General features: G+C 68.5%; 12 protein-coding genes. 8 read left to right on the forward strand and 4 right to left on the reverse strand.

Annotation, left to right across the window (positions count from 1 at the left end; translation table 11 throughout):
* Position 1 precedes the first annotated feature (1 nt).
* Complete coding sequence (locus ABZS29_RS21535) at positions 2-580, forward strand: DUF3090 family protein (RefSeq protein WP_355464042.1); 579 nt, start codon at positions 2-4, stop codon at positions 578-580.
* The gene (locus ABZS29_RS21540; protein ID WP_355464043.1) at positions 573-1,364 is read left to right on the forward strand and encodes an SCO1664 family protein; all 792 of its coding nucleotides are present in this window, start codon (positions 573-575) and stop codon (positions 1,362-1,364) included. The genes ABZS29_RS21535 and ABZS29_RS21540 overlap by 8 nt, the downstream gene beginning before the upstream one ends.
* Here ABZS29_RS21540 and ABZS29_RS21545 read toward each other — a convergent pair.
* Complete coding sequence (locus ABZS29_RS21545; RefSeq protein ID WP_355464044.1) at positions 1,319-2,224, reverse strand: AraC family transcriptional regulator; 906 nt, start codon at positions 2,222-2,224, stop codon at positions 1,319-1,321. The two genes, ABZS29_RS21540 and ABZS29_RS21545, sit on opposite strands and share 46 nt — an antisense overlap.
* 86 nt (positions 2,225-2,310) lie before the next feature.
* Between ABZS29_RS21545 and ABZS29_RS21550 the strand changes: the two genes are divergently transcribed.
* Positions 2,311-3,117: an NAD(P)H-binding protein gene (locus ABZS29_RS21550; protein WP_355464045.1), complete on the forward strand. Its 807-nt coding sequence runs from the start codon at positions 2,311-2,313 to the stop codon at positions 3,115-3,117.
* A gap of 86 nt (positions 3,118-3,203) precedes the next feature.
* Positions 3,204-4,424, forward strand: coding sequence for a cysteine--1-D-myo-inosityl 2-amino-2-deoxy-alpha-D-glucopyranoside ligase (gene mshC, locus ABZS29_RS21555; RefSeq protein ID WP_355464046.1), 1,221 nt, complete (start codon positions 3,204-3,206; stop codon positions 4,422-4,424).
* A gap of 106 nt (positions 4,425-4,530) precedes the next feature.
* Here the strand turns inward: mshC and ABZS29_RS21560 are convergent, their stop codons facing one another.
* The 3 genes from ABZS29_RS21560 to ABZS29_RS21570 all read right to left on the reverse strand — a co-directional run bounded on the left by ABZS29_RS21560 (position 4,531) and on the right by ABZS29_RS21570 (position 7,176).
* On the reverse strand, positions 4,531-5,424 hold the full coding sequence (locus ABZS29_RS21560) for a hypothetical protein (protein WP_355464047.1): 894 nt from the start codon (positions 5,422-5,424) through the stop codon (positions 4,531-4,533).
* A 20-nt stretch (positions 5,425-5,444) separates the two neighbouring features.
* Positions 5,445-6,191 carry a L,D-transpeptidase gene (locus ABZS29_RS21565; protein ID WP_355464048.1) on the reverse strand — a complete coding sequence of 249 codons (747 nt, stop codon included), beginning with the start codon at positions 6,189-6,191 and terminating at the stop codon, positions 5,445-5,447.
* Positions 6,192-6,324: 133 nt separating this feature from the next.
* Complete coding sequence (locus ABZS29_RS21570) at positions 6,325-7,176, reverse strand: PAC2 family protein (protein WP_355464049.1); 852 nt, start codon at positions 7,174-7,176, stop codon at positions 6,325-6,327.
* 191 nt (positions 7,177-7,367) lie between these two features.
* On the opposite strand from ABZS29_RS21570, the gene ABZS29_RS21575 reads away from it, so the two are divergent.
* The 4 genes from ABZS29_RS21575 to ABZS29_RS21590 all read left to right on the forward strand — a co-directional run bounded on the left by ABZS29_RS21575 (position 7,368) and on the right by ABZS29_RS21590 (position 12,717).
* Positions 7,368-8,015 carry an HAD family phosphatase gene (locus ABZS29_RS21575; RefSeq protein ID WP_355464050.1) on the forward strand — a complete coding sequence of 216 codons (648 nt, stop codon included), beginning with the start codon at positions 7,368-7,370 and terminating at the stop codon, positions 8,013-8,015.
* A 58-nt stretch (positions 8,016-8,073) separates the two neighbouring features.
* On the forward strand, positions 8,074-9,657 hold the full coding sequence (locus ABZS29_RS21580; RefSeq protein WP_355464051.1) for an ABC transporter substrate-binding protein: 1,584 nt from the start codon (positions 8,074-8,076) through the stop codon (positions 9,655-9,657).
* Between the two features lie 229 nt (positions 9,658-9,886).
* Complete coding sequence (locus tag ABZS29_RS21585; protein ID WP_355464052.1) at positions 9,887-10,879, forward strand: ABC transporter permease; 993 nt, start codon at positions 9,887-9,889, stop codon at positions 10,877-10,879.
* Between the two features lie 68 nt (positions 10,880-10,947).
* Complete coding sequence (locus tag ABZS29_RS21590) at positions 10,948-12,717, forward strand: ABC transporter substrate-binding protein (RefSeq protein WP_355464053.1); 1,770 nt, start codon at positions 10,948-10,950, stop codon at positions 12,715-12,717.
* Position 12,718 lies beyond the last annotated feature (1 nt).

Raw genomic sequence — 12,718 nt, forward strand, 5'->3', positions numbered from 1 at the left:
CATGGCACGCGTTGTTCACTCGTACGACGATCCTGAGCGGTTCGTCGCCGGCACCGTGGGAGAACCCGGTGCGAGAACCTTCTTCCTGCAGGCCCGGGCCGGGGTCCGGCTGACCTCGGTGGCCTGTGAGAAGGAACAGGTGATGGCGCTCGCGGAGCGGCTGGACGTGATGCTGGACGAGGTCGCGCGCCGGTTCGAGCGGGAGCCACTGACACCGGTGGGGCCGGACGACACCGACCCGCTGGAGCAGCCGATCGAGGAGGAGTTCCGGGCCGGCACCATGACGCTGGCCTGGGAGGCCGACACCGAGCGGGTGGTGATCGAGGTCTTCTCGGTCGTCAGCACCGAGCAGGTCGAGCTCGAGGAGGAGGACCCGGTCGCGGCCGTGCTCGAGTCCGAGGACGGCGAGGTGTTCGTGGTCCGGCTCAGCGAGCAGCAGGCCCGGGCGTTCGCCCGGCGGGCGGTCGCACTGGTCGCCTCCGGCCGCCCGAACTGCCCGTTCTGCGGCCGCCCGATCGACCCCGAGGGCCACATCTGCCCCCGCGCCAACGGCTACCGCAGGCACCTCCCGAATGATTGATCCCGACCTCCTGGCTCAAGGCGAGCTGTCGCTGCACGGGCGGCTGATGGCCGCTTCGAACGGGACCTACCAGGGGTCGGTCACGCTCGGCGGGGAGACGGCGACGGTGGTCTACAAGCCGGTGCAGGGGGAGCGGCCGCTGTGGGACTTTCCCGACGGCACGCTCGCCGAGCGCGAGTACGCGGCGTACGTCGTCTCCGAGGCGCTCGGCTGGTCGATCGTGCCGCCGACACTGCTGCGGGACGGGCCGCTCGGTCCGGGCATGGTGCAGCTGTGGATCGACGAGGTCGAGCTGACCGCGGGTGAGACCGAGCTGGTCGACATCGTGCCGCAGGGCCGGGTTCCGTCCGGCTGGGTCGGTGTCCTGGACGCGATGGACGGCCGGCACAACCCGGTGACGCTGGTACACGCCGACACCGAGGCGTTGCGGCGGATGGCCGTGTTCGATGCCTTGGTCAACAATGCCGACCGCAAGGGCGGGCACGTGCTCAACCCGGGCGACAGCCGGGTGTTCGGCGTCGACCACGGCCTCACGTTCAACGCCGATGACAAGCTCCGGACAGTGTTGTGGGGCTGGGCCGGTGAGCCGATCGCGCCAGACCTCCTGGACGACGTAAGGCGCTTGGCCGACGGACTGGCCGGTGGATTCGGGCAGGAGCTCGGTCAGCTGATCACCGCGGTCGAGCTGACCGCGACCCGCGAGCGGTGCGCGACGCTGCTGAAGACCGGAACGTATCCCTACCCGAGTGACGACTGGCCGGCCATCCCCTGGCCGGCCTTCTGAGCGACGCTCGGACTGATGCCGCGCTCGCGCTTGAACGCCGAACTGAAGCTGAACGCATCGGCGTACCCGACGCGGCGGGCGACTGCCGCGACGGTTGCGTCGGGTTCGGTGAGCAGGTCGGCTGCCAGCGTCATCCGGAGCTCGGTCAGGTAGGTCAGCGGCGCCTGACCGGTGAGCTGCGTGAAGCGCCGGACGAGCGTTGTCCGAGAGACCGCGGCGACCTCGGCGAGACCGGCGAGCGTCCAGCCCGTGGCGGGGGAGTTGTGCATCGCCTGGAGCACCGGGCCGGCCACATCGTCGCCGAGGGCGCGGTACCAGGGCGGCGGGTTGGCCTCGAACCAGTCGCGCAGACAGCAGACCATCAGCCAGTCCAGCAAGCGATCCAGGCCGACGTGACGGCCGAGCGCGCCGGCCGCGATCCGCTCCTGCAGATACTCCCGGAGCGGCGTGCAATCGTGATCCTCCGGTACGACGACCAGCGGCGGAAGCTCGGCGACCAGCCGGCGAGGAAGCTCCTGGCGCACGTGGTACGCGCCCGCCATCAGGACCGTGCCGTGGTCGATCGGGCCGGGTGAATCGACCCGGCCGTCACAGCGCACGTCGATGGTCGGCCCGGAGCGCGCCGGGTCGTCGGTGAACAGGAACGGCTTCGGGCCGCGGACGATCGCGGTGTCGCCGGGGACGATCCGGACCGGGTCGATGCCTTCAGCAACGATCCAGCCGCTGCCGAGCAGTGGCGCGCAGAACGTCAGCGCCGCGCCGTCGACGAAACGCAGTGCGTACGGCGGCGCGAGCACCGGCGTACCGAGGACGGCGCCTTCGGCCCGCAGGCCGCGCAAGAGGTCGTCGAGAGGATCCACGCTCCCCACCCTAGGTGGGCCGTCCGCACATGAGCGCGGTCCGATCGCCCATTCGATCCGTGGTGGTTCGTGGATTGACTGTGGGTATGACGATTCTGGTGTTGGGAGCGACAGGTAAGACCGGCCGGCGCGTGGTGGCGCGGCTGCGGGCGGACGGTGTTGACGTGCGGGCGGCGTCGCGGTCGGGGGAGGCCCGGTTCGACTGGACGGATCGCGGGAGCTGGGCGGACGCCGTACGGGATGTGGAGGCGGTGTATCTGGTGGCGCCGGACGATCCGGAGCCGATCGAGGCGTTCGTCGAGCAGGCGGTGACAGCCGGTGTACGGCGGTTTGTCGCGCTGTCGGGGCGTGGGATGGACAAGGTGGTGGGGCGGTTCGGCGCGGGGATGGCTGAGGCGGAGCGGGCGGTCCGGGCCGCGGGCGTCGGATGGACGATCCTGCGGGCGAACAACTTCGCGCAGAACTTCACCGAGGACATGTGGCATGAGCCGGTGCTGTCCGGGCGACTGGCGTTGCCGGCGGGGGACCTGCGGGAGCCGTTCGTCGACCTGGAGGACCTGGCGGAGGTTGCGGCCAAGGTGCTGACGTCGTCCGAGCATGACGGGCAGATCTACAACCTGTCCGGGCCGGAGTCGATCACGTTCGGCGAGGCGGTGGAGACGATCGCCAAAGTCTCCGGACGGGCGGTCGAGTACGTCGCCGTGACGCCGGCTGAGTACCACGCGATGCTCGTGGGGATCGGCTGGCCGGCCGAGGTCGCCGACGAGCTGAACGACTTGTTCGCGACCATGCGCGCGGGGCATTTGACCACGCCGAGCGCTGATGTCGAGCGGCTGCTCGGTCGACCGGCGGGAAGCTTCACGGCGTACGTCGAGCGGGTCTGGGCAGGGTAGCCGACCGGGCCCGCGGCGGGCGGCTGGGACCGGGGAATGGAACCGGGTCGCATCGCGGAAATGCGCCCTGACATAAGCTCCAGATCATGCAGGCGTGGACTCATCCAGACATCCCGGTCGTCCCGGGTCCGGCCCGGCGGCTGCGCCTCCACGACACCGCCTCCGGCGGACCGGTGGAGGTGGCGCCCGTCGACGGCCGGACCGCGCGGATGTACGTGTGCGGCATCACGCCGTACGACGCGACCCACATGGGGCACGCGGCGACGTACGTCACGTTCGACCTGGTGAACCGGCTGTGGCGCGACGCCGGGTACGACGTGGTCTACACGCAGAACATCACCGATGTGGACGACCCGCTGCTCGAGCGCGCCGCCGCGACCGGTGTCGACTGGACCGAGCTGGCGCACAAGGAGATCCAGCTGTTCCGTGACGACATGACCGCGCTGCGGGTGATCCCGCCGCAGCACTACATCGGCGTCGTCGAGTCGATCGACCTGGTCGCGTCCGCGGTCCAGGAGCTCCAGCAGGCCGGCGCCGTGTACTCGGTCGACGGCGACCTGTATTTCGCCGTGAAGGCGGACCCGGCGTTCGGTGGCGTCTCGAACTACGACCGCGAGACGATGACCGCGCTGTTCGCCGAGCGTGGGGGAGACCCGGACCGCGAGGGCAAGCAGGACCCGCTGGACAGCCTGCTGTGGCGCCACGAGCGCCCTGATGAGCCGTCGTGGGACTCACCGGTCGGCCGCGGTCGCCCGGGCTGGCACGTCGAGTGCTCGGCGATCGCGCTCAAGCACCTCGGGATGTCGTTCGATGTGCAGGGCGGTGGGTCGGACCTGATCTTCCCGCACCACGAGATGTCGGCGAGCGGTGCGCAGGTGGCGACCGGGCGGCATCCGTTCGCCCGGGCTTATGTGCATCAGGCGATGGTTGGGCTGGACGGCGAGAAGATGTCGAAGTCCAAGGGCAACCTGGTGCTTGTGTCGAAGGAACGCCTCTCCGGCACGGACCCGATGGCGATTCGGTTGGCGCTGCTGGCCAATCACTACCGCACTGACTGGTTCTGGACGGCCGAAGGTCTGACCGAGGCTCAGTCGCGCCTCGATGTCTGGCGCGGTGCGCTCAGCCGCGGTACCGGCCCCGACGGCGCTGCCACGGTGGACGCCGTACGGGCTGCGCTCACCAACGACCTCGACACGGTCGCCGCCCTCTCGGCCGTCGACACCTGGTCCGAAACCAACGGCGACGACGCGACGGCGCCGGCCCTGGTTGCCCAGGTCATCGATTCGCTGCTGGGCATCAAGCTCTAAAGAGTCCTCGCGGGCGCGCTGCGAGCACGTCTTGCAATGAATCTTGTACAAGAGTTCTTGCCTAATCCCTGGAGTGCGCCGCGCGGGCTCCAGGGAAAGCGGAAGCTCAGCCGGTGACCGGGACGTGGGTCTTGATCGGCGTGGGCTTGGGGGCGTTCGGGGGCTGTTCCACCGGAGGCTGGGGGGTCGGGTGGTGGGTCGGCTTGGGGGTGGGCTTGGCGGCGGCGGGCTTGGCGCAGGTGGCGGAGGCCAGGCGGATGACCTGGGCGCCGTTGCCGAGGTTGATCTTGAGGCCGGTGACCGTGAAGGAGCCGTCGGCGTTCTTGGTCTGCTCGTTGACGGTGAGGGCGATCAGCGGGTTGGCCGGGGTGGTGAAGGTCTGGGTGGTGCTGGGGATCTTCACGGTCTGGCCGAGCAGGGTGAGGGAGCCGATGTCGATGCCGCCCTTGGCGCCGGAGCACCAGACGTTGACGGCGTCGATGCCGAGCAGTGAGCTCGGGGGAGTGAGCAGGAGCTTGCACAGGTCGGGGAGGTTCTTGACCGGCAGGTCCTTGGTGCTCAGTGACGGCAGCGGGATCGGCAGGCCGAGGTCCGGCAGCTTGATGTCGGGGAGCGGCAGGTCGGCCGCGCCGGTCGGCGGCAGCGCGTCGCACTGCTTCTTCAGGTCCGGCGGGATCGGGATCTGACCGAGGATGTCGGCGCCGACGGAGACGTCGATCAGCTCGACCGACGCCGAGTTGTTGCCGGCGTTGACGGTGCCGGCGCGGACCGCGAGCAGCGGGTTGTCCGGCAGTTCGAGGGCCGAGGACTTCTTCGGCTTGCCGTCGGCGGATTCGACGTACGGCGTCTTGTCGACCGGCACCTGACCTTCGGCGCTGACGGCGTACGCCGACGACGGGCGGGCGGTGGCGTTGCCCACCGGGGCACTGGCGACCAGGCTGAACGCCACGACGCCGGCCACGGCCGCTGCCGTGACGACGGTCGGCACGAGCTGTCGCATCTGCGGTCTCCTCACGTACATCACTTGTTGTCGATCTGAACCAGCGTCCCGAGCGGGACCTGCTGAAGTTTGGCGAGGGCGGTCTTCGGCACCCGGACGCACCCGGCGCTGATCGCGGCTCCGAACACGTCGGCGCGCGGCCAGCCGTGGATCGCGACCGTACCAGGCCCGCCACCGAACGTGTCGAGAGTGGGACTGTGCGCACCCAGCGGCAGCACGATCGGCGACGCGGAGCGCTTGTGGTCGACGATCGAGCCGAGCAGGAAGGTGCGGCCGGCCGGGGTCGGGGTCTTGCGCGCGCCCACACCCGCCTTCCACAAGCCCAGCCGCTTGCCCTTCTCGAACAGCTCGATCGTCCGCGACCCGGTGTGTACCCGGATCAGGTACGACGAGGAGGCGCGCTCCAGGTCGTCGTCGCGCATCCAGCCGGTCGAGCGGTTCGGCTTCGACGGCAGCAGGACGCGGACCCAGCCGTCGGTCTGCTCGACCACGGGCAGCCAGGTCGGGCCGAACTGCTTCGGACCGATCTTGGCGAACGGATCGCCGTCCGGCGCGGAGTACAGCGCGGACTCGGAGCGCGGGTGAACGACGATCCCGGCGGTCGCGGCATACGGCTCGGGATCGAGCGGAGCGGTCGCGATCGTGGTCGCCGTACTGGAGGCGGCGAGGGTGGTCAGATCGACCGGCGGCGGCTCGTCCTCGTCGTTCCCGAGGAAACCGATCACCGCGACGATTCCGAGCAGGATCAGGACCGCGAGGGCAGGCATGGAACTACTGCCTCGCTCGTCCCGCGACCTGCGCATCTGTCCAGCTCCCCGTGAGCGGCCTACTGTCCGACGACGACAATAGGCCGATCCGGGATGTTACGCCACAGTAGGTGACCCGTGGGTAGCAAGAAATTTACGGCGTATCGGGGTGGTTCTTGTTCCGCCGGCGCAGGTAGCGCTCGAACTCGGCGGCGATCGCGTCGCCCGAGGCCTCCGGCAGATCGGCTGTGTCGCGCTGCTCCTCCAGGGACTGCACGTACTCCGCGACCTCAGGGTCTTCTTCGCTGAGCTCGTCGGCGCCGCGCTGCCACGCGCGGGCCATCTCGGGCAGCTCGCCTTCAGGGATCTGCAGGTCGAGCAGTGCTTCGATCTTGCTCAGCAGCGCCAGGGACGCCTTCGGGCAGGGCGAGCCCGCGATGTAGTGCGGGATCGCCGACCAGATCGAGACCGACGGTACGCCGAGGGCGCCGCAGAGGTCGGCGAAGACCCCGGTGATCCCGGTCGGTCCCTCGTAGGTCGACGGCTCCAGGCTCCAGGACGCGTTCAGCGCCTCGTCGTTGGAGGTCGCGGAGACCGGGATCGGCCGGGTGTGCGGGGAGTCGGCGAGCAGCGCGCCGAGGACGACGACGATCTGCGCGTTCGACTCGTCGACCACCTCGAGCAGTTCCCGCGCGAAGCCGCGCCAGCGCATGTTCGGCTCGACGCCGCGGATCAGCAGCACGTCGCGGTCGGTGTCCTCGGGCTGCGCCACGTAGACCCGGGTCGTCGGCCAGGTCAGCCGGCGCTCGCCGTTCTCGTCGAAGCCGACCTCGGGCCGGTTCACCTGGAAGTCGTAGTAGTCCTCGGGGTCGATCTCGAGCACGAGCTCGGCGCCCCACTGCTCGATCAGGTGGTCGACCGCTCCGGTGGCCGCTTCGGCGGCGTCGTTCCAGCCCGCGAACGCCGCGATCACGACCGGGTCCCTCAGGTTCGCGAGATCAACCACTCGCAGGCCCCCTGTCGTCTGTTAGCCGTCCGGCAGGGCTGCCGGAATCCGGACTGCCAGCCTACGTGCTCGGCTCGCGCCACGCCCTGTGTTTCACCTCCGGCGGAACGTGTCGGGCGGCCCCGCCCGCCGAGTGGCCCGGCCGACTGAGGAAAATGGTTCCGGAACACCGACGAAGTAGAGGGGGAACCGTGCTGCAGGCCGTGCTCTGGGACATGGACGGAACGCTGGTCGACTCGGAGAAGGTCTGGGCCGAGGTGCAGCTGCAGGTGCTGCCCGAGCTCGGCGGGACCTGGACCGACGAGGACAGCCTCGGGCTGATCGGCAGCGACCTGCGGGACGCCGTCCAGGTCTGGCTCGCGGCGCTGCCGGCCGGCGTGATCACCGCCGAGGAGCTGGCCGAGCGGATCTTCGGCGAGGTGATCGAGTCGCTGCGCCGGGAGGTGAGCTTCCAGCCCGGTGCGCTGGAGCTGCTGCAGGCGCTGCGCAAGGCCGACGTACCGTGCGCGCTGGTCTCGGCGTCGTACCGGGTGATGATCGACGCGGTGCTCGGGCATCTGCCGGATGATCCGTTCGACGTGATCATCGCCGGTGACGAGGTGATCAACGGCAAGCCGCACCCCGAGCCCTACCTGACCGCGGCGGCCAAGCTCGGCGTCGATCCGGCCCAGTGCGTGGTGATCGAGGACTCCATGACCGGGACCGAGTCGGGAACGGCGGCCGGCGCGTACGTCGTCGCCGTGCCGCACTGGGTGCCGATCCCGGAGGCCCCGCGCCGATTGGTCGTGAGCTCATTGGAAGCCGTGACTCCGGAGTCACTGCGGCAGTTGCTCTCCTGAGGCGTTACCGTCACTTGGTGCCCTCGGGGGCAGGTATCGGGCTGGGGAAGGTGACAGGGTGAGCGAGTTGTGGCGGCGGTTGGTGGTGACCGCTGCGGTCGGTGGGCTCGGGGTGAGCCTCGTTGCGTGCGGTGAGCCGGACGACAACGCGCCGCACACCGGTACTCCCACGCCGAAGGAGATGGTCCTGCGGCTCGCGACCACCGACACGATCAGCTCGCTCGATCCGGCCGGTCCGTACGACGTCGGTTCGCGGACCGTGCAGGCGAATCTCTACCAGACCCTGCTGACGATTCTTCCGGGCAAGCCGACGCCGGTGCCGGATGCGGCCGACTGCCAGTTCGATTCGCCGACGACGTACACGTGCAGTTTGAAGGAAGGCCTGACCTTCCCGAACGGGCACGCGCTGACCTCGTCGGACGTGCGGTTCAGCTTCGACCGGATGCTGGCGCTGAAGACACCGGGTGGGCCGGCGCCGCTGTTCGCGTCCGTGACCTCGGTCGGTACGCCGGACGAGCTGACCGCGGTCTTCAATCTGAAGGCTCCGGACGCGCGACTGCCGTACCTGCTCACGACGACCGGCGCGTCGATCGTGGACGAGGAGTCGTACCCGGCGAAGAAGTTGCTCGATGCAACCGCGGTCGGCAGCGGGCCGTACCAGCTGACGTCGTACCGGCCGGGGGAGTCGGTCACACTCGCGCGCTTCACCGGCTACAAGGGATCGCGCGCCGCGCGGAACGACGGCATCCAGGTCGCGCTCGTCAAGGACGCGGCCGCGTTGAACCAGGCGCTGCCGGGCGGCATGGACGGTAGTGGCAAGGCCGACCTGGCCTACCGCGGCTTCACGATCGGGCAGCTCGACAAACTCCGGTCGTCGAACCGGGTGCAGGTGGTCGAGTCCGACGACGCGGTGATCCAGTTCGTTGCCTTCCAGCTGAAGTCGGTGACGACCCGCAAACTCGCCGTACGGCGCGCGATCGCGCAACTGATCGACCGGCCGGCGCTGGTGAAGAAGGCGTACGCCGAGCACGTCAGCCCGCTGTACTCGATGGTGCCGCCGAGTTTCGGTGGCGCGACGGACGCCTACCGCGCGGAGTACAAGCAGCCGAACAAAGCTGCCGCGGCAGCGATCTTGAAGGCCGGCGGGGTGAAGGGCGTGGTGCCGCTGACGCTCGGCTGGACGCCGTCGCGGTTCGGGCCGGGCTCGAAGGCCGAGGCCCTGGAGCTGAAGCGGCAGCTGGACGCCTCGGGGCTTTTCCGGGTGACCTTGCGGAGTGCGGAATGGCCGGCGTACCAGCAGCTGATCCGTTCCGGAGCCTTCGATCTGTATATCGCGGGCTGGATCCCGGAGTACCCGGACGCCGACAACTACCTGGCGCCGTTCATCGGAGTCACCGACCCCTTCCCGAACGGCTACCGCTCGGCCGCCGCGACGAGGCTGCTGCAGCAGGAACGGACCGAGCAGAACGGCATCAAGCGCGCGGAGCTGCTGGAGCAGCTGCAGGGCGTTTTCGCCCGGGAGGTCCCGGTGCTTCCAACGTGGCAAGGGCGACTCAGCGTAGTCGCCGGTCAGGATGTGCAGAACGTCTCCGGAGCCCTCGATCCGCTTGCATTCCTGCATCTGTCGGGCCTGCGTAAATGACACAAAGATGCCATGACAGTAACGTTTTGCGAGCTGGCGGCGACCGTCGGTAGGACAGCGTGCTTTACTGCGGAAACGTCCACGATACGGGACGATTTCCTGGCGATCACGATCGGGCAACGCACCGCATTCGGCGTTTGACTCCAGACCGTAATGGCGGCAGGTTAAGGCGGCAGCCATACCGGATTTCGATCCGGTTCAACCGAATGAGGCAGGGGAGTCGCATCGCGTGAGCGCACCACTCGAGGTCGAACCGGGGTCGTCGGCGGCCCAGCCGGAGGCCGTCCTCGACGGAGTCAAGAAGATCGAGGGCCGGTCGCTCTGGCAGATCTCCTGGATGCGGCTGAAGCGCGACAAGATCGCGATCGCCGGTGGCGTCATCGTCATCCTGCTGATCATCGTGGCGATCTTCGCGCCCCTGATCTGCAAGCTGATCGGCGTGACGCCGAACGACTTCCACCAGGACCTGGTCGACCCGTCCCTGCAGACCCCGATCGGCAAGCTCGGCGGCATCAGCTGGGACCACCCGCTCGGGATCGAGCCGGTCAACGGCCGCGACATCCTGGCCCGGATCCTGTACGGCGCCCGGATCTCCTTGCTGATCGCGTTCCTGGCCACCCTGCTGTCGGTGGTGATCGGTGTCGTGATGGGGATCGTGGCCGGCTACTTCGGCGGCTGGGTCGACGCCCTGATCAGCCGCTTGATGGACATCTTCCTGGCCTTCCCGCTGGTGCTGTTCGCGCTGGCGCTGGTCGGCGCGATCCCGGACTCGATCCTCGGGCTGACCGGTGACCCGCTGCGGGTGGCGCTGATCGTCTTCATCATCGGCTTCTTCAGCTGGCCCTACATCGGCCGGATCATCCGCGGCCAGACGCTGTCGCTGCGTGAGCGTGAGTTCGTGGACGCGGCCCGCAGCCTCGGTGCGCGCCGGCCGTACATCCTGTTCACCGAGCTGCTGCCGAACCTGATCGCGCCGATCCTGGTCTACTCGACGCTGCTGATCCCGACCAACGTCCTGTTCGAGGCCGGTCTGTCGTACCTGGGTGTCGGCGTCCGGCCGCCGACGGCGAGCTGGGGCGACATGCTGTCGATCGCCTCGAAGTGGTACGCCGTCGACCCGATGTACATGATCCCGCCGGGCCTGGCGATCTTCGTCACGGTCCTGGCCTTCAACCTGTTCGGCGACGGGTTGCGCGACGCGCTGGACCCGCGGTCGCGGTAGTACTTCTCTCCAAACCGGGAGCCGTGTGAACGCACAGCTCCCAACCACACAAAGGGGTGCAACAAGAGATGAGTCGGAAACGCATCACGACGGTGACCGCCGTCGCTGCGGCCGTCGCCTTGAGCTTGGCGGCTTGCGGGGGACCGAAGGCCAAGCCGGGGGGTGGCACCAGCAACGGTGGCGCCGAGCCGCAGGCCAACGCGGCCGTCGACAAGGTCTACAGCCCGAGTGACAAAAAGGGCGGCACGCTTCGGATGGCCATCACCGAGCAGTGGGACTCCACTGACCCCGGTGACACCTACTACGGCCTGTCCTGGAACCTGGTGCGGAACTACGTCCGCCCGCTGATGACTTTCAAGGCGGTTCCGGGCGAGGACGGCGGCAAGCCGGCGCCGGACCTGGCCGAGGCTCCTGGTGTGCCCAGTGACGGCGCCAAGACCTGGACCTACAAGCTCCGCAAGGGCGTGAAGTACGAGGACGGCACTCCGGTCACCTCGAAGGACGTCAAGTACGCCGTTGCGCGGTCGCTGGACAAGGCGGCGCTGCCGAACGGCCCGACGTACTTCAACGACTTCCTGCTGGACGTTCCCGAGGGCTTCAGCGTCTACAAGGACAAGGCCCTGGCCGGTGTCGCGAAGGCGATCGAGACGCCGGACGACCAGACCATCGTCTTCCACCTGAAGAAGCCGTTCTCGAGCTTCGACTACTTCGCGCAGCTGCCGTCGACCGCTCCGGTCCCGCAGGCGAAGGACACCGGTGCGAAGTACAAGGAACACCCGATGGCGACCGGTCCGTACAAGTTCGGGACGTACGACTCGAACAAGGGCTTCGACCTGGTCCGCAACGAGAACTACGACGCGGCCACCGACCCGGACTCGGGCCGCAAGGCGCTGCCGGACAAGTTGACCATCGCCTACAACGTCGAGGGCACCGACATCGACAACCGGCTGATCGCCGGTGACCTCGACGTCGACCTCGCCGGTACCGGTGTGCAGCCGGAGACCCAGGCGAAGGTGCTGGCCGACCCGAAGCTGAAGGCGCACACGGACAACGTGCCGGCACCGCGCCTGAACTTCACCGTGCTGAACACCGAGGTTCCGCCGCTGGACAACATCCACTGCCGCAAGGCGGTGCTGTACGCGGCCGACCACGAGGGTTACCAGCGCGCCTACGGTGGCCCGATCGGTGGCGACATCGCGACGAACCTGATGCCGCCGTCGGTCCTCGGCTCGCAGAAGTTCGACGACTACGGCTTCGAGGCCGACAAGAACGGCAACGTCGAGAAGGCCAAGGACGAGCTGAAGCAGTGCAACCAGCCGAACGGCTTCGCCGTGAACATCGCCTTCCGCGGTGACCGCAACAAGGAGAAGGCTGTTGCCGAAACCCTGCAGCAGTCGCTGAAGAAGGCCGGCATCACGCTGACCACCAAGCCGTACCCGACCGGTGACTACACCAAGCTCTACGCGGGCAAGCCGGACTTCGCGAAGGCGAACAAGCTCGGCCTGATCGTCTACAGCTGGGGCGCGGACTGGAACGACGGCTTCGGCTTCCTGCAGCAGATCGTTGACAGCCGGACCATCCGGGCCACCGGTGGTAACACCAACCTCGGTATCCGCCTCCCCGAGGTCGACGCCCTGGTCGACAAGGCGATGGCCGAGACCGACGAGACCAAGCGCAACGGGTACTGGGTCGACGTCGACAAGAAGGTCATGGAGAATGCCGGCGCGCTGCCGGGTATCTGGGCCAAGGGCCTGCTGTACCGCCCGGACACGCTGGCCAACGTCTTCACCAACGCCGGTCAGAACATGTACGACTACGCGGCCATCGGCCTCAAGTAAG

This window comes from Kribbella sp. NPDC005582, from assembly GCF_040605415.1.
Lineage (GTDB): Bacteria > Actinomycetota > Actinomycetes > Propionibacteriales > Kribbellaceae > Kribbella.

Excerpts from the sequence above, each read along its gene's own strand:
- ABZS29_RS21535 (WP_355464042.1), top strand. The coding sequence starts at position 2 with ATGGCACGCGTTGTTCACTCGTACGACGATCCTGAGCGGTTCGTCGCC.
- ABZS29_RS21540 (WP_355464043.1), top strand. The coding sequence starts at position 573 with ATGATTGATCCCGACCTCCTGGCTCAAGGCGAGCTGTCGCTGCACGGG.
- ABZS29_RS21550 (WP_355464045.1), top strand. The coding sequence starts at position 2,311 with ATGACGATTCTGGTGTTGGGAGCGACAGGTAAGACCGGCCGGCGCGTG.
- mshC (WP_355464046.1), top strand. The coding sequence starts at position 3,204 with ATGCAGGCGTGGACTCATCCAGACATCCCGGTCGTCCCGGGTCCGGCC.
- ABZS29_RS21560 (WP_355464047.1), bottom strand. The coding sequence starts at position 5,424 with ATGCGACAGCTCGTGCCGACCGTCGTCACGGCAGCGGCCGTGGCCGGC.
- ABZS29_RS21565 (WP_355464048.1), bottom strand. The coding sequence starts at position 6,191 with ATGCCTGCCCTCGCGGTCCTGATCCTGCTCGGAATCGTCGCGGTGATC.
- ABZS29_RS21590 (WP_355464053.1), top strand. The coding sequence starts at position 10,948 with ATGAGTCGGAAACGCATCACGACGGTGACCGCCGTCGCTGCGGCCGTC.